The sequence below is a fragment of the Ruminococcoides sp. genome (genome assembly GCF_057037865.1).
Window position 1 is genome coordinate 172,244 of the sequence record NZ_DBLZMS010000001.1, and the last position, 20,983, is coordinate 193,226.

Genomic DNA, 20,983 nt, shown 5'->3' on the forward strand with positions numbered 1-20,983 from the left:
GATAATAAAATAAATATCGGAGGTATTTTAATATGTTTCCAAAAAAGGAAGTAGTGGCTATGCTGCTTGCCGGCGGTCAAGGCTCTCGTCTTGGCGTGCTTACCAAAAAGCTTGCAAAGCCTGCCGTACCGTTTGGCGGCAAATATCGTATTATTGATTTCCCGTTATCTAACTGTGTAAATTCAGGCATTGACGCTGTAGGTATTCTCACACAGTACCAGCCTCTTGTTCTTAACGAATACATAGGAAACGGACAGCCGTGGGATCTTGACAGTATGCACTCGGGTGTAAACTGTCTCAGCCCTTATCAGGCTGTTGACGGTGCAGACTGGTATTCGGGAACAGCCAATGCAATTTATCAGAATATCAACTACATTGAGCGTTATAATCCTGAATATGTGGTCATCCTTTCGGGCGACCATATCTACAAAATGGACTACAACAAGATGCTTGAATATCATAAGGAAAAGAATGCCGCTTGTACAATTGCGGTAATTGATGTTTCGCTTGAAGAAGCCTCAAGATTCGGTATTCTCAACACAAATGAGGACGGCTCAATCTACGAATTTGAAGAAAAGCCTGCTCATCCGAAAAGCACTAACGCTTCTATGGGCATCTATATTTTCAGCTGGAAGGAACTTAAAAAGTATCTTACGGAGGATGAATTCAAAGAGGGTTCAAGCCACGATTTCGGTAAGGATGTCCTCCCTGCCATGCTTGACGCAGGTGAGCGTATGTTTGCATATCCTTTTGAAGGCTATTGGAAGGATGTGGGAACAATCGACAGCCTTTGGGAGGCTAATATGGATCTTCTCGATCCAAAGGTTACTTTAGACCTCAAGGATATCTACTCAAGAAACCCGATGATGCCTCCGCACTATGTTTCAAACGAGGCGTCAATCCAAAATTCACTCGTTGCCGACGGATGCAATGTTTACGGCAACCTTGAGTTCTCAATTCTCTTTGCAGGTGTTACAATCGGTAAAAATGCTACGATTAATTCTTCAATCATCATGCCCGGTGCGGTAATTGAGGACGGTGCCGAGGTTCAGTTTGCTATCATTGCCGAAAACACCGTTGTAGGCAAAAATGCAAAAGTCGGACAAAACCCCGAAGAAACGGAAAATATTGACGACTGGGGAATTACTGTTGTCGGTGCAAATACCGTTATCAAAGAAAACACAGTTATCAAAGCAAAAACCATGATAGACAGCGACACGGAGGTGGACGGCAATGAGAAGTAATAATGTACTCGGTTTCATCTTTGCGGCAACACTTGACGACAAAATCCCCGAGCTTGCATCTTCAAGAACAACTGCAAGCGTTCCGATCGGCGGAAAATACAGAATTATCGACTTTGACCTTTCAAATATGTCAAACTCAGGTATCAGCAATGTAGGCATAGTTGCAAAAAGCAACTTTCAGTCACTTATGGATCATGTGGGTTCGGGCAGTGCATATGACCTTTCAAAGAGAAGGAGCAATCTTTCAATTCTCCCGCCATATGACGGCAAGGCTTTTTCAAGCTTTGTTGAAACAATCTACAATATGCACGGCTACATTGAGCATTGCCGTGAGGAGTATGTGCTTATTTCGCAGGGCAATGTAATTACTAACATTGATTACACAGATGTTTTTGACTTCCACTCAAAGAAGAAGGCAGACATTACACTTATATATAAGAATCATGCAATTCCGCAGGGCTATGACAGACCGATTACCCTTGATGTAGACAATGACGGCAAGGTAAATCAGATTTTTGTAAAGCCCGGTGTTGTTGACAAAGAAGTATTCAACCACGCATACGGCTCTATTCTCATCAAGAAAGACATTCTTATGAGTGAAATCCGAAACGCCATCAGCGTTAATCAGCTTGATGTAAAGCGACTTATTCAGAGCAGTCTGGGCAAATACAGTATTTATGCTTATGAAAATAAGGGTTACTGTGCGGCAATCAGCTCAATCAACGATTACTTTGAGTTCAATATGGATCTTATGAAAAAAGAAGTAAGGGATGAGCTTTTCAATCCGCAAAGACCTATCTATACAAAGGTAAGAGATGACGCTCCGTCACGCTACGGTCTTACAAGCAATGTGAAAAATTCAATCATTGCACAGGGTTGTGTTATCAACGGTGAGGTTGAGAACTGCGTTATTTCAAAGGGTGTTTATGTCGGCGAAGGCGCAAAGCTTTCTAACTGTATTGTAATGCAGGACACAAAAATAGGTTGCAATACCAACCTCAACTATGTTATCATAGATAAGGATGTTACCATCAAGGATGGTCGATCACTTATGGGATATGATTCGTACCCCATTTATATTGCTAAAAAATCTGTTGTATAAAGTTGTTTAAACAGGAGGTAATCTTACAATGAGAATTTTATACTGTGCTTCAGAGGCTAATCCTTTCTGCGGCAGCGGCGGACTTGCTGATGTAGCAGGAAGTCTTCCGCACACACTTTGCAGAAAAGGTCAGGATTGCAGAATTGTTGTTCCGCTTTACGGCACAATTCCGCAGGAACTTAAAAACTCCATGAACTTCATCACAAACTTTACCGTGCCGGTTGCATGGCGTCATCAGTATTGCGGTTTGTTCTGGGCAAGATGGAATGACTGTACATACTATTTTATTGATAACGAATATTATTTCAAGAGAGGCACTCTCTACGGTCATTATGACGACGCTGAAAGATTCGCTTTCTTCTCCCGTGCAATTCTTGAAATGCTTCCTTACATTGATTTCCATCCCGACATCATTCATTGTAATGACTGGCAGACGGCTCTTGTTCCTGTTTACTACTATCTGTTCTATTCACACAGACCATGGTACTATAACATTAAGAGTCTGTTCACTATTCACAACATCCAGTATCAGGGTGAATACGGCTGGGAAGTTAACACAGAGTGCGTCGGCATTCCTGCATCCGAAACAAAGATTCTTGAAATGAACGGCAAACTCAATATGATGAAGGGTGCTATCGAAACAGCTACCCGTGTTTCAACTGTTTCTCCAAGCTATGCGGCTGAAATTAAAGACCCGTGGTTCAGTTGGGGACTTCATGACGAACTCAATCTTCGTCATTACAAGCTTTGCGGTATCAAGAACGGTATTGACACAGAAAGCTACAATCCCGAAACAGACTATCAGCTTTATCGCAACTATTCAAAGGACGATATGAGCGGCAAGGGCGAATGTAAGCGTGCTTTGCAGGAGCGTTTGTGTCTTGAACAGCGCTGGGATGTTCCGCTGGTCGGTATGGTAACAAGACTTGTTGCACACAAGGGACTTGACCTTGTAAGAATGGGTCTTGAGGAGCTTATGGACACAGAAAATATGCAGTTTGTAATTCTCGGTTCAGGTGACAAGGAGTACGAGGACTACTTCAACTATATGCAGGCTAAGTATCCGGGCAGACTTTGCTTCTGTCACGGCTTTGTTCCCGAGCTTGCAAGAAAGATTTACTCAGGCGCAGATATTTTCCTTATGCCGTCTGCTCAGGAGCCTTGCGGTCTTGCACAGATGATTGCACTCCGTTACGGCACAATTCCTGTTGTTCGTGAGGTTGGCGGTCTTAAAGACTCTGTTTTCGACAGTGCCGACAACTACGGTAATGGATTCACATTCAAAAACTATGAATGTGCAGATATGCAGCTTGCCGTAAGACGAGCATTGTGGGGCATTCAGGACGACCAGGGTTGGCATCAGCTTATGTGGCGTGCTATGATGAGCGACAACAGTTGGGAGCGTTCGGCTCAGGACTACATCAATCTCTACAACGATACCCTCAAATGGGCTTAATCGTGCAGTCAAATTTTATAACAAAAATTCAGTCGGAAAGCAGATTTCAAATTTGCTTTCCGACTTTTATTTTATTTGTAGAGGCGAACACGGTTCGCCTCTACAGTTTAACAATGACATTGTTGTATTTATAAAGCAAGTTGAATTACAAATATTGTACCGTTACTATCCGCCGCTGCACAAACAAAAAAGGTTGGAAACTACTGCGGGGAGCAGTCGATTTCCAACCTTAAAATTTTGCATTAGTTTTTCATCAGGTTCTCTTTATTGCGTGCGGAACACGAATTTTACCTGCAAGCTTACCAAGAGCAAACACAAGAATAATCTCGGGAATGCACTTAACGGCAACACTGATGAATCTTGCTGTAAGATAAACTGTGTACGGTGTTGAACCGCCGCCGTAGAGTGTGTAAAGCCAAAAAGCCGTAAGGAATGTTTCAACGCAGAGCATATTTGTAAACCATGCAAGAACAACTCTGAGCGGAGTTACATTGTTCTTATAAAGAAACATACCGTAGATAAAACCTGTAATAAAGCCGTTGATTGTAAAGCCGGGAAAATATGCGCCTGTCGGGGCAATGATAAATGAAAGAATATCTCCCAAAGCACCGACAATTGCGGCAGGAATCGGTCCGAACATTACGCCTGTTACGGCTATGGGAAGGAACGCTGCGCTGAGCTTTACATTGTTTCCGAAAAACGGAAGTGTGCTGTTTGCAAAAAATCCGAGAACAATACGAAGTGCAAGCAGCATTGCAATTGCCGCAAGAGCGTAGATACTCTTCATTTCAAGCAAAGAGCTTTGAATTTTTTTGAGTTGTGACATATTTTTTACCTCCTGAATCTCTGTTGTTGCTTCAGGAAGAAAAAAGCGGACAGATTGCTCTGCCCGCTGAATTATATGTCCCAAAGTAACAGCGGGATGCGAAATCTGTACCGCAGGATAAACCTTTCGTTCTTGCGGCAACTCCCCGTCCGCAAAACACTTCACGCACAAATTTCTACTCTGTGATAGATGCCTTTCGACACCGTATGTTATTATACGCCTGAATTTGTTGTTTGTCAACCAAAAAATTAATTTCGGGTTTACTGAACCGTTGCTTTTTTCTTCTTTGTAAGAAGGGCATCGAGGCTGTTGATAAGTCTTGAAAGCGGCTTGTAGATTATGAAAACAACTACCGAAATGATGAGTCCCTTAATGATATTGAATGGACCTACGCAGTACAGGCAGAATGTAAATGTGCCGTCAATTGCAGGGAAAATTGCCTGTCCCATTTTGATAATTTCTGTAAGCGGCATAAATGACGAGTAGAGCGGAACAAGCACGAATGTGTTGAGAACCACACCGATTGCCGCCATTGCAACCGTACCTGTAAGCATTCCGACAATCGCACCGACTCTTGTTTTTTTGTACTTGTAGATGAAACCTGCCGGCAGAATAAACGAGCAGCCGATGAGAAAGTTTGCAAGCTCCCCTACTCCGCCTGTACTTGTGCCTTTAATAAGAAACTTAACGAGAATTTTTACAAATTCAATTACTACACCGGCAATCGGCCCCATGCTGAATGTTCCGACAAGAACGGGAACTTCGGAAAAATCGAACTCATAGAATGAAGGTGCGATGAATCCGAGAGGAAATTCAAAGAACATAAGAACTGCCGAAAGTGCCGCAAGCATTGCGGTTACGGCAAGCTTTGTTGTCTTTGCCGTGTTGTCTGAATTAATTGTTTTTGCTTTTGATTTTGTCATTACGACCACTCCTGAAAAATTATTTCGAGTTGTCGGGAAAAGAAAAATCCCGCTACAAATGTAACGGGATTGCGTACCAAAATAAAACAGACGAACCGCCTGTTCTGCCGCATCTTCTCGTATCCGGACTATAACCGTCGGTGTCTGAATTTCACAGACTCGGCAGGCTTGCACCTGTTCGTGGACTTTAACCACCGGTGGAGAATTTCACTCCGCCCCGAAGACAACTGTTGATTATATTATATGCCGATTTTCGGATTTGTCAATATCTCTTCAGGGTTTTGAGATATTTTTTCGTTTCATCGTCAATTCTGAAACTTTCAACGCATTTCCGAATCATTTTATTAAAGGTTGCATTATCAAGCGAATTTGACTTTATGTACCGCATAGTCTGTTCTCTGCACTTTGCAAGTGCTGTTGCAACAAGCCATGCCCTTGCCATACTCACATAATAATGCGGATTTTTCGCATTGTCACAACATTCAAGCACCGTGTCTATGTACTCATCTTCAAGATAATAGTCAAGCATCAGCACAAGACCTGCACGAATTATCCACGGATTGTCGCTTTTGGTGTATTCACAAACATGAGGGAAAAATTCTGATTTATACTTTTTCGTCTGCTTTAAATTTGCACAAAAGCCGTCGCAAACCGCCCAGCTGTCTATACGCTGTACAAAATCATCGCTGTACATCAGAAATTCTTCATAGCTTTCGGTTTTGAGCAAACCAATTACAATACCTCGCATTGTTTTTTCTTCATAAGAATTATCGGTTGTTTGCTCTAAAAAACTGCGTCCGTTGCCCTTAGAAATTTCCTTACCGAGCTTTCGCATAACAGGCATTCTTACTCCGATAAAAAAGTCCTTGTCATTGTCGGGAATCAATGAGGAATGAAAGCTTCTGTACTTTTCATCGGCATATGAACGAAGTTCCTCTACAAAATAATCATAGTCATTTTTAGTCCAATTATCTCTTATAAGCTCCATAATACACCGTTATTTTTACTTATTCTTTCTTTTGCTGTCATAAATTTCACACGGTGAGTTCAGGTCAAGATATGCAATATCGTGGTGTGGCACTCTGTCCTCAACCGGCGGAAGCTGCATATAATCACCGAAAACCATTCTGAGATACTCGTCATAGCCCGACATACACGGCATTTTTATGCCCTCAAATGTGACATAATCAACGCCCGAATAAATGTGTTTCGGATACTCAATTTTCATCCAATGAGGGCCCGAACAAAGCTCCGTTACACACTTGTTTTTATCAAGCCTGTACTTAATCATATGCTTTTCGGCAGTTCTCCAAATCTTTTCTCGGAGCTTTTTCCCTCTGAAAATTGAAAGCAAAGCCTTACTGCCTACCCCCACAATTCCGCCGTGCTTTTCGGGAACAACCTGAGCCAAAAACAGCGAATAAAGCATTGTCCACACATACTGCATTTTGCGTGCAAAACGGCTGTCGGGACAAACATCAAGCGGAAAGACATCAAGCACAAGTCCGTGCGGAATATCAACCTCGGTCTGATTTGTCTTGACCATAGTGTAATTTGTGTCGGTTACGGTCATAAAAATATTGCCCGTGAACATATCGCTGTCAGTTTTGAGAAGTCGAAATCTTCCGTCTGCGCCCTGTTCATGCCAAAGCTTGTACAGCTTTTCGTAGTCCTCTCGTGGCAGCATAACATCAACATCATCATCCCACGGAACGAATCCGCCGTTTCTGAGCGCACCGATTAACGCACCGCCGATGAGATAGAATGTGAGATTGTTCTTTTCGCAAAAGTCCCTGAAATACACGAGCATATCAAGCTGTTTAAGCTGTAACTCACGCAAAAGTTCGGGGGTAAGTTCTACTTTTTCAGTCATAAGTATCTCCGTAAATATCAAATACGGGCGGAGATTATCCGCCCAAAAGTTATTTGTATGAATGACCGGGAAGTGTGTTTTCCCTGATTTTTCTTTTTACCTTTTCAATGTGTTCTTTCGCACCGCTGTTTTTGATTTTCTTCCGCCATGACGGAATCTGAATCAAACCAACAATTGTGCCTATTCCGTAGGCAACATGGAGCAACGGGAAAATGAACGGCAAAAACACAAACTGAGGCTGAACATTTTTCATTGTGCAACATCCGACAGCGTTTACAATATCAAACATTCCGTAAATTATCAAAAGAATGTACAAAAAAAGCGGAAGTCCGAGAAATGCAAGCACGGAACAGCCGAGAAGTGCCATTACAAAAAGAAACGGTGCAAAGTGAAAGTATGAAAGACAACCGGGACATTCCGAGAGTGTAAGTCCTATCCACCGTCCGTTTGAATACTTCTGCCTTATCATTCCGTGAAGGTCGTTTCGTGAATGCTGATACGAAATAATATCGGGGCAACAGCACATCTTGTAGCCCGCCATTCTAATGCGGTAGTGAAATTCATTATCCTCGGTTCTGCCGAGATTTTCGTTAAATCCGCCGACCTTAGCAATAACCTCTCTGCGGTAAGCCGCATGAAAAAGGCTGTCAAGATATTCCTTTTGCGCAAGCGGTCGTCTGTACGAAGCAACCGAACTGCCGAACAGAGAATCCTCAGCCGCAAGCAAGGTAAGCTTCCAGCTAGAAACATTTGAAGTGATATTCGGTCTGCCGCCGCCTACAACATTTTCACCCTGCTTTATGTTATAAACATTTCGTGAAACAAAGTTTCTCGGAATTCTTGCGTGAGCGTCAACTCTTATGATAACATCGCCCTTTGCGGTCATCAGAGCGGCATTCCATGATGTTGCCTGATTACGCTTTACGCATTGAACAACGGACACATTCCAAAAGCCATAGTCGGTATCACGGAATTTTTCCATTTTTTCTTTAGTATCATCGGTTGACATACTGTCAACAAATACCACCTCAATTTTATCATGCGGATAGTCCTGAAGTGCAATATCCCTGAAAAGTCCGCTCAAAGCATTCGATTCGTTATAGGCTATCATACAAAGTGAAACTAACATATAATATCTCTGCTCCCTTCAAGCTCGAACAACCATTTTGCAGACATTGCAGAGGTTGTCAGAAAATAAGGTACGGCATAAAATGCCGGAACAACAAAAAAGCACAAAGCCGCCCAGCCGATAAAACCGATAAACAGCTTTATTGTGGAGATGAAGTTCTTTATTGAAAAAGCCATCATTCTCGGAAGATAAATTCCGAGCGGCAGATGTTCGTTAAAACCGTAAGCCAAAAATGTATAATGAACAAAAATAATGTAACACACCACAACAACCGCAGTGCTGACGATAAACGCCAAAACAAGCAATACAGCCACAACCACCGTGAGTGAGGGTGAATTGTCAATTATTTTATCCGAAACCGCACTAAGATAATTGAACACATTGAGCAGACCGCTTATGATAAAAAACAAGCCGACTGAAATTATATCAAGAATAACAGACTTAAAAAATAATTTCGGCTTTTTATAATAGTAAAAAACATCAAGAGGACTGCACTCTCTGCCCCTGACTACATTACACACACTTCTGTAAACTCCGTTTATGAGCGGCAGACACACAACAACAAAAGCAAAAAATACAAGCCCGAAAATCATTGTAAGCATCTGCTGAGTCTGATTCGGATTTTTTACATTATAAAGTCCTGCCACAGACATTGCAAGGCTGAACGCAAACAGCCCTGTCAAAAATGCAAGCACAGTGACCATTACCTCTGAGATAATTACCGACCGATTCCCCTCAAGAACCTTTTTTGCCTGTTTTCTAACAGTTTTTTCCGTATTCATTAGCATTCCCTTTTCATCTGAATTTGTTCATAACGAAACGCATTATTCTCCGTCAGTAAACATTCTGTACATTGCCTCAAGGCAAATCTGAGCGTGTTTAAAAAAGTTCTCCTTATCCATACTTTCGTCTGCATTGTGCATACGAACATCATCATTTTTGAATGCAGGACCGAATGCAACGCCGTGACCTCCGAGCATTCTTGCGTATGTTCCGCCGCCTGTTGAATAAAGCTCAGCCTTTTCACCTGTTACGCTTTCATAAGCGTCAGAGAGAAGCTTTACAAGCTTGCTGTCCTTATCGGCATAAAGCGGTTCTTCGTGATTGAGAACAGTAACCTTGAGGTCGCTGATTTTTGCAACCTTTTTGAACTGTTTGAGAACTCTGTTTCCGCTCACGGTAACGGGATAACGGATATCAAACACAGCCTTTGCGGTCTGTCCCTCAATATTCACGCTGCTGAGGTTTACGGTGAGCGAGCCCGAAACAGCGTCGCTCATTTTAAGACCGAGTGATCTGCCGTTTGTTTCCTTGTTAATTGCGTAGTCAATAAATGAACAGATTGAACCTGTTTCCTTTGTTGTGTAAACATTTGAGATAAGGTCAACAAGTGCCGCTGCGGCATTGTAGCCCTTGTCCGGTTCACACGCATGAGCCGCTTTGCCACGGCTGATTATCATAAGACCGTCAATAGTGTAATTAAATTCAAAATCACCGTCACTTGCGTCTGCAAGGCGCATGAGAGTCTGCTCGTCATAGTCTGATGAATCAAGCATTACATACGCTCTGTCGGGAACTGCATTAACTGCTCTGCCTGCATGGAACTGGCTGAGTGTTGTTGCATTATTTAAAAGTGTGCTGACTTCAAGCTGAAGAATACCCTTTTCGGCAAAGCAAATGCCGTAGTCGCTGTCGGGAGTGAATGCCATGTCGGGAAGTGGATTTTTCTTGAAATAATTTTCCATATCCTCCATACCCGTTTCTTCACCCGTGCCGTAAATAGCACGCAGAGTGTTCACGCCCTTTACACCGCTGTCCTTGATTGCTTTCAAACAATAGAGAGTAACAAGAGCCGCACCCTTGTCGTCTGCAATTCCTCTGCCGTAAAGTCTGCCGTCCTTTTCGGTAAGCGCATACGGCGGAACGCTCCAGCTGTTTCCCGCAGGAACAACATCAAGGTGAGTAAGCACACCGCAAAGCTTTCCGCTGTCGCCAAGGGTTATATGACCGCTCTTGTCGGTTGTTCTCTCCCCTGTCAGTCCGAAATCTTCTGCTCTTTTAAGAATAAAATTCAAGGCATTATCGCACTCGTCATTCTTTTCACCGTCAACCGATTCAAAAGAAAGAAGTGTGTTAAGATCCTTTAAAAGTTCGTCTTTGAAGTCAAGTATTTTGTTTCCAAACATAATAAATACCTCCGTACTTAAATGCTGATTGTATCTTTATCAGTTCTTATTTTTTCTTTTTTTAACTGTTTTAACGGTCACAATAACCGCACAGTAGATTAAAAATGCTCCGAATGCGCAAAGGCTGATTTTGACACCTGTTGAAAATCCGGGTGTTTCGTAGGTGAACACAATGTCACACTTTTCCCCCTTTGGAATCTTAACAGCCATAAAGCCGTAGTCAACCTTTTCAACATCTGCCGCCTTGCCGTTTACAGTTGCGGTAAAACCATCGCTGTAAGGAACGCTGAAAAACAACAGGTTATCGTCACCCTTTTTATTATTGTAAACAGCCTTAAAGCCGTTATCTGTATATTCAAATGAAGTACAACTGTTCAAGGCTCTGAGATTACAAACCTTTTTGTAATCTGAATTACTGTAATCAAACTTTTCCGTAATGCTGTCGTAATCCTCCGGATGTTTGCCGTACAAAAGCTTGTACTTTTCATCGCTGTAGCCCGTAATATCGGAATACTTCTTCATAAGGTCACGGGGAAGAACCATTGCGTAGAGCAAAGCCTCGGACTTGTGTGCGTTCGTCACAAGGTCAAATTCTTCTTCGGCAATGAACTTATCAAAGGTGTATCCCATAGGAATATAGTATTCGTTGCGGTAAATATCAAAACGGTTCTGCGTTCTGAGATATTTCCAACCCGGCATTCTTGTGTTGCCGTTTTCGTCAACGAATGAATTCAGACTTCCCGATTTTCCGTCGCCACGGTAATCAAAAAGATACTTACAACTCAGAAACGGGCGAAGTCCGTATACATCAAGGTCAGGTCTTGACGCAACATCCCTTGTAATTCCGAGTGCATCGTAAAACTGCATTATAGATGTTGAAACAGAACTCTGAAAGCAGTTAATGCTCTGAATCTGCCAGAACATTGCCGTGTTGTCAACACATTCGTAAAAATCACTGCGAACATTGTCAATATCGGCAATTGTGATACCGTCACGCCTGTTTATGATATCTTCTTTGATGGCATTTGTACTGCTGCTTGAGAAATAGCCTGTGGCGATTATAAAATATGAGGTAAAAAGCGAAACGCTCAGGATACCAACAGTGAGCATAACCGTAAATCTCTTTTTGTTTCGTCTGAATTTTTTGATTATGAGAACGAACGCAAGCAGACTTAACAAAGCCATAAGGACATAGAGCCAATAGCGTTCAAATGTTGCCTGAGTGCCGATAACCGTATTTTGAATATCGCCGCTCTCCTCATCCGTATAGCTCACAGGCATAAGACCTATCAGCAGAGTTGCACCTACCGTAATTCCTGCCGACCAACGAATCGCCCTGTTCCAATTGGTTTTTCTGTTTTCAAACGCCTTGATTGTTGCAAGAACAAGCATAAGCACGCCCATATAGAACCATCTTGCGTAGTAAATTGAGCTGTTCATAAGCTGGAACATACTGTTCAAAACAGGCACACACGCAAACACAGCAAGCACGGCAAGAAGCTTTTTGAGCCAGCTTTTTCGGCAAACCTGAAAATATGCGATAACTCCCGTCATTCCGACAAGCGGCAACCATGCCGCAACAGACGCCCATCTGCAATTTGAGCCGGGTGTGAACACAGGAAACGCAGGCATATCTGCGGGGAAAAACAGGCTTAAAATTATCAGCCAGTATTTTTGCGGTTGACTGTAGACAAGCGAATCCCAGCCGTTCGGAAGCTCGGCAAGCCTTGGGTTTCCCATTAAGCCGAGCACTGACGGCAGCAGTATGAACGCCGTTGCAAGGAATCCTATGATAACCTCAAGCGCAAGCAAGAGAAAATTTTTAACTTTAAATTTGTAGGTTTTGGTAAGCGTAATCATAAGAAAATAGATGATTACGAACAGAACCTGTCCCACAAAGAAGTAGTAGTTCACAACACAGGCGGAGAATACCGCAAGTGTGAACACCATTCTTTTTCCATCATAGATGAATGCGTCAAGTGCCGCAAGCAACAGCGGAAACATTATCATCGGTTCATGAAAGTGGAAAAAGAACACATTGTAGATTGAAAATCCCGAAAATGCATACAGCAATCCGCCTACAAGAGCGAAATTCCTGTCAGCCACATATCTTTTCAAATAGAGATATGCGGAAAGTGACGCACAGCCGAATTTTAAAATCAGCAACGGTCCGATAAGATACGGTACAGTCTCACTCGGGAACGGAATTGTCAGCCAAAAGAACGGACTGCCAAGAAGATAAAAGCTGAAGCTTGAGAGCATATCCGTTCCGAGGTCAACATTGTGCATCCAACCCGTATCACCGTTTCTTACGGCGTCATGCACAAGCTGATAAAACGGAATTTCCTGAACATTGAAATCACCGTAATAATAGAAAACACCGCTCCCCATTATGATAAACGGTAGAAAAAGTGCTGTTGCAGTTATAATTGATATAAGAAACACACGCAAACCGAATAGTTTTTGTGTTGGATATTTTTGCAAAATTCTGCTCGGCATAAAACCCTCCACGGAGCAAAAAGTCTGAAAAAATCTTTTTTTCGATAATTTCTTTACTTTTAAATTATGAATAGTATAATCAGTAATATAAATGTCCTTCACCGTCATTTATTCAAAAGACACCTACATATTCAATTCGGAGCAACGCTCTGCTTTGCTTGCAGAGAACAGAGGACACTCGCATTTAGATTACATTATAACATAATGCGATACAAATTGCACTAATTTTTAGCAAAAAACAGGAGAAACTACCTATGAATATTTCACATTTTTACGCAATGCTTTCAAGAATGAGGTACATCAACCGTTGGGGACTTATGAACAACACACGCTGTGAAAACCTCAGCGAACACAGTCTTGATGTTGCAGTGATTGCACATTGCCTTGTTTTGATTCACAACAAGCGTTTCGGCGGTAATCTCAATGCCGAAAGAGCCGCATTGCTCGCAATTTTTCACGATGCAACCGAAATCATAACGGGCGATATGCCGACTCCCGTAAAATACTTCAACCCCGAAATCAAAAATGCCTATAAGGAGATTGAAACAACGGCAGGCAACAGGCTTGTGTCGATGCTTCCGGATGATTTTAAGGACGATATGGATAAAATCATCAAAATGAACGGTGCAGGTGACGATGAACTTAAAAAATATGTAAAAGCGGCGGACAAGTTTTCCGCACTCATAAAATGTATTGAAGAAATAAAAATGGGCAACAGCGAGTTTTCAAAGGCAAAAGAGGCAACCGAAAATTCAATTCACAACATGAATATGCCCGAAAACGAGGTGTTTGAAAAAGAGTTCCTTCCGTCCTTCTATTTGTCACTTGATGAACAGGATTGACAGTTACCGACAAAAAAATCAATATTTTCAGTCAGATTTTTCGCTAAAACTTTACGAAAAGGCAGATTTTAATTCTAATTTAGCATTAAAAGAAATTCTCATATGGTATAATAAACTATACTTATGTATTGTGTGCTTTTTACCCGATTGGAGGAGTAATATGCCAAATTACGAAAAAAGCAGTCAGAAAAGCAATTTTATTGACATAAGCTCAAATAAGCAGGTCAAAAAATTATATAATAAAAAAGGCAGACTTAAAAGAATCCTTTGTCTTGTGTTTTCAATAATCTTCCTGTTGGGCGGCGGCGGAATGCTCTACTACTATTCGTTCCTTGACACTCTCAACTTCAAGGATCTTGATGACACAAACAACAACAACACAGCAGCTACCAACTCATCGGTTGCCCCGCTTGAGGGCGACACAACAAACCTTTCGCTTTCAGAGGGAGAGCTTCTGCAGAACTCCAAGGAGCTTAATGTTATGCTCTTTGGCGAAGACAATTCAAACGACGATAAATACGGCAGAAGTGATACAATGATCATGATGACCATTGATAACAACCACAAAAAGCTTAAACTGACATCATTCCAGCGTGACACCTATGTTTATATTCCGGGTTACGGATATGACAAGCTCAACGCATCTTATAACTACGGCGGAGCAAAGCTTTCAATTCAGACAATTGAGGCAAACTTCGGCATCAAGGTTGACCGTTATGCGGTTGTTGACTTTGACAGCTTTAAGAAGATTATCGACACCCTCGGCGGTGTTGATATGGAAGTTACTCAGGACGAAATTGACTACATCAACTATCAGATGTACAAGAACAATCAGGCTGACACAAGAACAACTATCACAGACGCACCCGGTACTGTTCATCTCAACGGTCAGGAGGCTCTTTGGTATGCTCGAAACAGAGGTCTTAAAAAGGGCGAGGACGGCAACGAAATCGGTCTTGACGGTGACGACTGGGACAGAACCTCAAGACAGAGAAAGCTTCTTGAAACTTTGTTTACAAGTATGAAGAGTGCGGACCTCGGTCAGATTGTTTCAATTGTAAGCTCTGTCGGTCCCCTTGTAACAACAAACCTCAAGAAGGACGAAATCACAGCACTTGTTTCTCACGCTCTCACATATCTTTCCTATGATGTAGAGCAGTATTATGTTCCTGAAGAAGGTCTTTGGTACTATGATGATAAAACCGAAACATGGAACGGTGCAATCACATCAACAATCAAAATTTCAGACCTTGAAGAACAGAGAAAGAAGTTCGCAAGCTTCGTTTTTGAAGAATTGTTCACAGGCGGCACTTCTTCAAAAGAAACAACCTCCGCATCAAATTAAATATTGAACAAAATGCAGACAGCCAATTATCGGCTGTCTGTTTTTTACGGCGAGCCGCCGTACCCTATTCGTGAAGATAGTTTGTTTAATTACAAAACATATTACACCCGAGCGTATCATTGCGGTTATTCGCTCTAAATTAGGGCGAGCCGCCGTTCCCTATTCGTGAAGAAAGTTTGCGATATTAAAACATATCATGCCCGAGCGTAGAATTGTTATTATTCGCACGATTCAACAACCGCATTGCACATAAAACAAAAATGCATCAGAACCTTACTTGGAATCTGATGCATTTTATTTGTTTTATTATTATTCTATTTTCGTATAATAAATACTCAAAAACAGCTGATAAAATTCTGCCTCGCTGACATTGAATTCTGCGTACTTTGAACCCATTGTAACCTGACCGGGGACTGAAACCATATCAATTCCGTTCATACCGCCAAGCACAGCCTGCTGAGCAAGATATGACACCTTTGACGGGTTAAGATTCGTACATGAATACGGAGCGGACGCATTGAACAAGTCGATTGGCGTGGTTAAATCTTCCTTTGTCTGCTGAAGAACCGTATTCATAAAAGACTGAATGTAAACCTTCTGTCTTTGCATACGCATATTGTTTGAATCGGTCTTGCTTGTATCACGGGTTCTGACAAAGCTTTCAGCCTGCTGTCCGACAAGGTGATAGCTTTCTCCCTCAACAAACTTCCCGATTGTTTCGGGTGACACAACATCAACTCCGCCAACGCTGTCGTTGAGAGCGGAAATGCCGTCAAGGTCAAGCGAAAAGTATGTATTAATCGGAATGTTATAGAACAGCCTCTGAACTGAATTTACGGTATTTTCACAGCTTGATTCCTTACCGTCACCGTATGAATACGAAAGACAAATCTGCTGTTTTTCCGTACCGGCATACGCACCGCCTGCTGAATACATTGTGACATCAACCATCGAATCTCTCGAAATGTTGAAGAGCGTTATTTTACCGTTTGAAGTGTCGATTGACACAAGCATAAGCACATCCGCCTGACCGCCGCTCGCCCTGACTTTGCTGTTATTATTTTCGTCAAGGTTGCGCTTGTCAACACCGATACACAGAACATTCGTCACCTTTTCGTTGAACTGATATGTTTCACCGTTGTATACGACATACTTACCGTTTTCCTCGGTTTCAATGCCCTGTGGGGCGGTAACATGAATATCCGTATTAAACAGCTCGTTTCCGCCCTGATAAATCAAATACGCAACCGTGCCTGCGGCAAGTATAACTAATCCAAGTAATGTACAGCCGATTGACAAAAGCACCTTTTTCCAGGTTTTCATCTTTCGATGCTTTGAATGGTGATGATGCGACTTTGATCTATGCTTTTTATAGTGATTTGTGGTATTACTATTCACGACAATGCTGTCGGAATCAACTCCGTACACATCTGTATATACTTTTTTCTTTTTCTTTATTAACTTGCTGTCCTTGAAAATATAACCTTCTATATCCAGCCTTGAAAGATTGCTTACATGCTCCTTGCTGTTCTTTTCTCTTTTTGATTCAAGAATTTCCGGTGTATTCGGATCAAGCTTGTTTTCTATATTTTCAGTTGTTGCCTCAGCCGAACTTTCATTTTGTCGGTTCATCTTTCTTCAGCACTCCCTGCACAAGATATCTTCCGTCACCGCTGTTTAAGCATGTGCTTAAAACAAGAATTTTATCATCGGTAGTAAGCTCCGTATTTCTCTTGTTCACAGAAACAGAATGTGGATTTTTAATCATATTGAGATAATCCGAAAATACATTATCATCGGAAAAATCAAACGAATTCATAATGTGTCGGTTATCATATTCAAAAGCTGACACAATTTCGTATGTAAGCTTTCTGTCGGGAGTGTAAACATAGATGTACCTGTTCTTGTTAAAGAAATCGGCATCATAAAAGCGATGGAGCGTTGCAAACATTGAGCCGTTTGCCATATTATGACCGTAAAGCACAGTCACTCTGTCGGAATAATCACGCTTGTTGCACATCTGAGAATAGATACTGCCCGAAAAGCTGTAATTCTTATAAATATCGTGGTCAAGATATAAGTTATCGTCAAGATGACTTTGCAAAACAGGATAATTTACATTTGTATTCGGAATGTAAATCCACGAATAAATGTCGCTGTTCTGCTGTTGAAGCGACTTGAAATCAATCGGATTTTCGACCTTTTTCACATTGATTGACGGTGAAGTCACTTCTGTTGCAGAGGTTGTACCGTTTTCAATGCCTGACGCATACGAGCCTGCGATGTTATCAAGACTTTTTCGTTCGTTATTTTCATTTAAGTTTTTAACGACTATGTACGCAAGTGTGCCGATAATTGCAGCCACAAGCAAAATAATCAAAGCTATAAGAAATTTGTTTCTTTTTCTGCTCATATCAAAAACTCCCAATCGGTTATATTGTATCATTTTTGTGTCAGTATGTCAATTAATCATTACTTGTTAGTAAAATTTTATTACAATTTACAAACTTCTGCATCTGCAATACAAAACCTGATTATTCAAACATCTAATGAATAAAAAAGAGACTTCCTTATGAGAAGTCTCTTGATTTTTAGTTAAGGTTGGATTATTTGCTCTTTACAAGCTTAAATACAGCCGCACCGCAAGCCGCAAGAGAAAGAACTAAAATTGCATACGGTACAACATCGCTTGCGCCTGTCTTTGGTGAAGTTGTTGAATCATCTTTCTTTGCCGTAGCTGTAGCAACAGGACCTGTTGTGCCGCCGCTGCTTGCCTTACGGTAATAAGGAGTACAAACAAGGTCACCTGAAATAATAATATTCATATTAGGATCTGTATACTTGCTGTCGGTTCTGAAAGGACCGCCCGAAATTTCCCAGTGGTCAAAAGTATAGCCGTCATAAGGAAGCGGCTCAATGTAAACATGCTGTTCGCCGTTTTTGTCAATACCTGTTGTGAACTTATAAGCACCGTCACCGCCCTCTGTCGGAATAACTTCAACCTTATATTTGAATGTACTCGGTTCCGGACTTACGGCAGCAAATGCGGGAACTGCCGACAATAACATCATCATAACTGCAAAAAACACAGCAATTGTCTTTTTCATCACATAATCCTCCTAATTTAACCCGTTCTAACTTTGGGATATAATACTATTCAAAATTTATACTTAATTATAGCACATATTCATTTATGTGTAAAGTCTAAAGGAACAAAAACATTTTTTAAATACAACCAAAAATATGGGCTGTTTCTTGTTAAAAACGCAAAAAATACAGCTTTTTTACACCGAAAGCTATTGCATATAAACTGCTGAAAATGTATAATAAGGGGAGTAATTTTAATTACCTTGAAAGGAAAGCTATTATGAATATTTCATCAATACAAGAACAGATTCTCAAGCTGAAAAAGGAAAAGGATGTCTGTATTCTTGCCCACAGCTATCAGGCGCATGAAATTCTTGAAATTGCAGATTACACAGGCGACAGCTACAAGCTGAGTGTTGACGCAAGCAAAGCCGAAAACAAGAACATTCTTATGTGCGGTGTAAGATTTATGGCTGAAACCTGCAAAATTCTTTCACCTGAAAAAACTGTTTACCTTGCACAGCCTGTTGCCGGCTGCAGTATGGCAGACCAGATGGACAAACAGCTTATTTCTCAGGTTAAGAAAATGTATCCCGATTACACAGTTGTTGCATATATCAATACTACGGCAGAACTCAAAACAATTTGCGATGTATGCGTAACAAGCTCATCGGCTGTTAAAATCGTAAACAATCTTGACAATAAGAACATTCTCTTTATCCCTGACTGCAACCTCGGCGACTATGTTGCAAAGCAGTGTCCCGACAAGAACATCAAGCTTCTCAACGGAGGTTGTCCGATTCATGCCTGCGTAAATGTTGAGGATGTTAAGAAGGCTAAGGAGCTTCATCCGAACGCACTCGTTCTTGTTCATCCCGAATGCACTCCCGAAGTTGTTGCTATGGCTGATTATGTCGGCTCAACATCGGGCATAATGAATTATGCAAAGAAATCCGATGCAAAGGAATTCATTATCGGTACAGAAATCAGCATTGCCGAACATTTGCAGTATGAATGTCCGGACAAGAATTTCTACGGTCTTACATTAAAGCTCATCTGCCCGAATATGAAATCAACAACACTTGTTGATGTTTACAACTGCCTTAACGGCAACGGCGGAGAGGAAATCAAGCTTGACGATCAGACTATCACAGACGCAAGAAAGTGCATTGACGAAATGATCAGACTCGGCTGATAAATTACTTATGAACGCAAATCTGTTCGGGAGGAATAAATGACTAATAAAGCATTGATTGCAATGAGCGGAGGAGTTGACAGCTCGGTTGCCGCATTTCTTACCAATGATATGGGATATGACGCAACGGGCATTACCCTCAAGCTCTTTGATAACGAAGATATCGGTGAAAAGCGAGAAAAAACCTGTTGTTCTCTTGATGACATTGATGATGCAAGGAGAGTTTGCCTCAAGCTCGGCATTCCCTACTATGTCTATAACTTCAAGGACAGCTTTAAGGAAAATGTAATCGACCGCTTTATCAGAGCCTATGAAAACGGTACAACACCGAATCCGTGCATTGACTGCAACCGCTTTATCAAATTTGAAAAGCTCATTCGCCGTGCAGAAGAGCTTGACTTTGACTGCGTTGTCACGGGGCATTACTCAACAATTGAGTATGACAAGGGTGCAGACCGCTATTTGCTGAAAAAATCGGTTGACAGCACAAAAGACCAAAGCTATGTGCTGTACTGTCTTACACAAAGACAGCTTGCAAAAACACTTCTTCCTCTTGGCACATATACAAAGGAAAAGGTGCGTGAAATTGCAAATGAGCTTGGTTTGATAAACGCACGAAAACACGACAGTCAGGACATTTGCTTTGTTCCCGACGGGGACTATGCAAAATTCATTGAACAGTACACGGGCAGAACTTATCCTAACGGTAATTTTGTTGATACCAAAGGTCATATTCTCGGTGAACACAAGGGAATTATCCGTTACACCGTAGGTCAGCGAAAAGGTCTTGGACTTGCACTCCCCCACCCTATGTATGTTAAGGAAAAGAATCTTGACACCAACGAGGTTATTCTCTGCGATAACAACGAGCTTTTCTCAAAGGAGCTTTATGCAACGGACATAAACCTCATCACCTGTGACAAAATCGACAAGCCGATTAAAGTCAAGGCGAGAGTTCGTTACAGCCAGCCCGAAAAGGACGCAATCGTTGAACAGATTGACGATAACACCCTGCACATTGTCTTTGACGAACCGCAAAGAGCAATCTCAAAAGGTCAGGCAGCAGTCCTCTATGACGGTGAATATGTAGTTGGCGGCGGAACGATTATATAAAGTTTTATAATTATGATGATTTTAGAGAGCGTGATTTTACGCTCTCTTTTTAGATTGATAGCATTGTGATTATATTTCAGGCAGGAAAACACAGTTCGCCATGAAACGAAACAATCAGCTATTACCGATTGTTTTGTGTTTGCACACAAAACAAATGGCGAAC

The 20,983-nt window shown here is 41.7% G+C and carries 18 protein-coding genes and 2 riboswitches; of the genes, 7 read left to right on the forward strand and 11 right to left on the reverse strand.

Annotation, left to right across the window (positions count from 1 at the left end; translation table 11 throughout):
• Positions 1–32 precede the first annotated feature (32 nt).
• The 3 genes from AC2HW8_RS00805 to glgA are packed head-to-tail and all read left to right on the forward strand — an operon-like array spanning position 33 to position 3,802.
• Positions 33–1,244, forward strand: a complete 1,212-nt coding sequence (locus AC2HW8_RS00805) for a glucose-1-phosphate adenylyltransferase (protein WP_015523454.1) — start codon at positions 33–35, stop codon at positions 1,242–1,244.
• Positions 1,234–2,346, forward strand: coding sequence for a glucose-1-phosphate adenylyltransferase subunit GlgD (gene glgD, locus AC2HW8_RS00810; protein WP_484325879.1), 1,113 nt, complete (start codon positions 1,234–1,236; stop codon positions 2,344–2,346). Before AC2HW8_RS00805 ends, glgD begins: the two co-directional genes overlap by 11 nt.
• A gap of 28 nt (positions 2,347–2,374) precedes the next feature.
• A complete protein-coding gene (glgA, locus tag AC2HW8_RS00815; protein ID WP_015523452.1) occupies positions 2,375–3,802 on the forward strand; it encodes a glycogen synthase GlgA in 1,428 nt (475 codons plus the stop codon).
• 253 nt (positions 3,803–4,055) lie between these two features.
• Here glgA and AC2HW8_RS00820 read toward each other — a convergent pair whose 3' ends face one another.
• The 8 genes from AC2HW8_RS00820 to AC2HW8_RS00855 all read right to left on the reverse strand — a co-directional run bounded on the left by AC2HW8_RS00820 (position 4,056) and on the right by AC2HW8_RS00855 (position 13,238).
• Positions 4,056–4,628, reverse strand: a complete 573-nt coding sequence (locus AC2HW8_RS00820) for a folate family ECF transporter S component (RefSeq protein WP_021883749.1) — start codon at positions 4,626–4,628, stop codon at positions 4,056–4,058.
• A gap of 87 nt (positions 4,629–4,715) precedes the next feature.
• Positions 4,716–4,813: riboswitch (THF riboswitch) on the reverse strand.
• A gap of 75 nt (positions 4,814–4,888) precedes the next feature.
• Entirely contained in the window at positions 4,889–5,551 is a 663-nt protein-coding gene (locus AC2HW8_RS00825; RefSeq protein WP_101070602.1) for an ECF transporter S component, read from the reverse strand.
• Between the two features lie 107 nt (positions 5,552–5,658).
• Positions 5,659–5,780, reverse strand: a riboswitch (FMN riboswitch).
• A 33-nt stretch (positions 5,781–5,813) separates the two neighbouring features.
• Complete coding sequence (locus tag AC2HW8_RS00830) at positions 5,814–6,539, reverse strand: DNA alkylation repair protein (protein ID WP_155129056.1); 726 nt, start codon at positions 6,537–6,539, stop codon at positions 5,814–5,816.
• Between the two features lie 15 nt (positions 6,540–6,554).
• Positions 6,555–7,424: a LicD family protein gene (locus AC2HW8_RS00835; RefSeq protein ID WP_484327015.1), complete on the reverse strand. Its 870-nt coding sequence runs from the start codon at positions 7,422–7,424 to the stop codon at positions 6,555–6,557.
• Positions 7,425–7,473: 49 nt separating this feature from the next.
• Positions 7,474–8,553 (reverse strand): glycosyltransferase family 2 protein, encoded by a 1,080-nt coding sequence (locus AC2HW8_RS00840; protein WP_015523447.1) that lies wholly within the window; start codon positions 8,551–8,553, stop codon positions 7,474–7,476.
• The gene (locus AC2HW8_RS00845; protein ID WP_303671329.1) at positions 8,547–9,335 is read right to left on the reverse strand and encodes a hypothetical protein; all 789 of its coding nucleotides are present in this window, start codon (positions 9,333–9,335) and stop codon (positions 8,547–8,549) included. Before AC2HW8_RS00845 ends, AC2HW8_RS00840 begins: the two co-directional genes overlap by 7 nt.
• A gap of 42 nt (positions 9,336–9,377) precedes the next feature.
• Positions 9,378–10,739, reverse strand: coding sequence for a Sapep family Mn(2+)-dependent dipeptidase (locus AC2HW8_RS00850; protein ID WP_015523445.1), 1,362 nt, complete (start codon positions 10,737–10,739; stop codon positions 9,378–9,380).
• A gap of 39 nt (positions 10,740–10,778) precedes the next feature.
• Positions 10,779–13,238: a YfhO family protein gene (locus AC2HW8_RS00855; protein ID WP_484327016.1), complete on the reverse strand. Its 2,460-nt coding sequence runs from the start codon at positions 13,236–13,238 to the stop codon at positions 10,779–10,781.
• A gap of 254 nt (positions 13,239–13,492) precedes the next feature.
• Between AC2HW8_RS00855 and yfbR the strand changes: the two genes are divergently transcribed.
• Positions 13,493–14,080: a 5'-deoxynucleotidase gene (gene yfbR, locus AC2HW8_RS00860; protein ID WP_298765517.1), complete on the forward strand. Its 588-nt coding sequence runs from the start codon at positions 13,493–13,495 to the stop codon at positions 14,078–14,080.
• Between the two features lie 160 nt (positions 14,081–14,240).
• Positions 14,241–15,425 carry an LCP family glycopolymer transferase gene (locus AC2HW8_RS00865; RefSeq protein WP_304006685.1) on the forward strand — a complete coding sequence of 395 codons (1,185 nt, stop codon included), beginning with the start codon at positions 14,241–14,243 and terminating at the stop codon, positions 15,423–15,425.
• A gap of 309 nt (positions 15,426–15,734) precedes the next feature.
• On the opposite strand, the gene AC2HW8_RS00870 is transcribed toward AC2HW8_RS00865, so the two are convergent.
• The 3 genes from AC2HW8_RS00870 to AC2HW8_RS00880 form a co-directional block, all read right to left on the reverse strand.
• Entirely contained in the window at positions 15,735–17,057 is a 1,323-nt protein-coding gene (locus AC2HW8_RS00870; RefSeq protein WP_484327017.1) for an LCP family protein, read from the reverse strand.
• Positions 17,041–17,838, reverse strand: a complete 798-nt coding sequence (gene srtB, locus AC2HW8_RS00875; RefSeq protein ID WP_021883758.1) for a class B sortase — start codon at positions 17,836–17,838, stop codon at positions 17,041–17,043. Before srtB ends, AC2HW8_RS00870 begins: the two co-directional genes overlap by 17 nt.
• 193 nt (positions 17,839–18,031) lie before the next feature.
• Positions 18,032–18,532, reverse strand: coding sequence for a hypothetical protein (locus AC2HW8_RS00880; protein WP_484327018.1), 501 nt, complete (start codon positions 18,530–18,532; stop codon positions 18,032–18,034).
• A gap of 260 nt (positions 18,533–18,792) precedes the next feature.
• On the opposite strand from AC2HW8_RS00880, the gene nadA reads away from it, so the two are divergent.
• Both nadA and mnmA read left to right on the forward strand, forming a co-directional pair.
• Positions 18,793–19,707 carry a quinolinate synthase NadA gene (gene nadA, locus AC2HW8_RS00885; RefSeq protein ID WP_015523438.1) on the forward strand — a complete coding sequence of 305 codons (915 nt, stop codon included), beginning with the start codon at positions 18,793–18,795 and terminating at the stop codon, positions 19,705–19,707.
• Between the two features lie 39 nt (positions 19,708–19,746).
• Positions 19,747–20,820: a tRNA 2-thiouridine(34) synthase MnmA gene (gene mnmA, locus AC2HW8_RS00890; protein ID WP_484327019.1), complete on the forward strand. Its 1,074-nt coding sequence runs from the start codon at positions 19,747–19,749 to the stop codon at positions 20,818–20,820.
• The last annotated feature ends 163 nt before the right edge of the window (positions 20,821–20,983 follow it).

Bases quoted from the DNA above. Each gene is read 5' to 3' on its own strand.
- AC2HW8_RS00805 (WP_015523454.1), top strand. From the start codon at position 33: ATGTTTCCAAAAAAGGAAGTAGTGGCTATGCTGCTTGCCGGCGGTCAA.
- glgD (WP_484325879.1), top strand. From the start codon at position 1,234: ATGAGAAGTAATAATGTACTCGGTTTCATCTTTGCGGCAACACTTGAC.
- glgA (WP_015523452.1), top strand. From the start codon at position 2,375: ATGAGAATTTTATACTGTGCTTCAGAGGCTAATCCTTTCTGCGGCAGC.
- AC2HW8_RS00820 (WP_021883749.1), bottom strand. From the start codon at position 4,628: ATGTCACAACTCAAAAAAATTCAAAGCTCTTTGCTTGAAATGAAGAGT.
- AC2HW8_RS00825 (WP_101070602.1), bottom strand. From the start codon at position 5,551: ATGACAAAATCAAAAGCAAAAACAATTAATTCAGACAACACGGCAAAG.
- AC2HW8_RS00830 (WP_155129056.1), bottom strand. From the start codon at position 6,539: ATGGAGCTTATAAGAGATAATTGGACTAAAAATGACTATGATTATTTT.
- AC2HW8_RS00835 (WP_484327015.1), bottom strand. From the start codon at position 7,424: ATGACTGAAAAAGTAGAACTTACCCCCGAACTTTTGCGTGAGTTACAG.
- AC2HW8_RS00840 (WP_015523447.1), bottom strand. From the start codon at position 8,553: ATGTTAGTTTCACTTTGTATGATAGCCTATAACGAATCGAATGCTTTG.
- AC2HW8_RS00845 (WP_303671329.1), bottom strand. From the start codon at position 9,335: ATGAATACGGAAAAAACTGTTAGAAAACAGGCAAAAAAGGTTCTTGAG.
- AC2HW8_RS00850 (WP_015523445.1), bottom strand. From the start codon at position 10,739: ATGTTTGGAAACAAAATACTTGACTTCAAAGACGAACTTTTAAAGGAT.
- AC2HW8_RS00855 (WP_484327016.1), bottom strand. From the start codon at position 13,238: ATGCCGAGCAGAATTTTGCAAAAATATCCAACACAAAAACTATTCGGT.
- yfbR (WP_298765517.1), top strand. From the start codon at position 13,493: ATGAATATTTCACATTTTTACGCAATGCTTTCAAGAATGAGGTACATC.
- AC2HW8_RS00865 (WP_304006685.1), top strand. From the start codon at position 14,241: ATGCCAAATTACGAAAAAAGCAGTCAGAAAAGCAATTTTATTGACATA.
- AC2HW8_RS00870 (WP_484327017.1), bottom strand. From the start codon at position 17,057: ATGAACCGACAAAATGAAAGTTCGGCTGAGGCAACAACTGAAAATATA.
- srtB (WP_021883758.1), bottom strand. From the start codon at position 17,838: ATGAGCAGAAAAAGAAACAAATTTCTTATAGCTTTGATTATTTTGCTT.
- AC2HW8_RS00880 (WP_484327018.1), bottom strand. From the start codon at position 18,532: ATGAAAAAGACAATTGCTGTGTTTTTTGCAGTTATGATGATGTTATTG.
- nadA (WP_015523438.1), top strand. From the start codon at position 18,793: ATGAATATTTCATCAATACAAGAACAGATTCTCAAGCTGAAAAAGGAA.
- mnmA (WP_484327019.1), top strand. From the start codon at position 19,747: ATGACTAATAAAGCATTGATTGCAATGAGCGGAGGAGTTGACAGCTCG.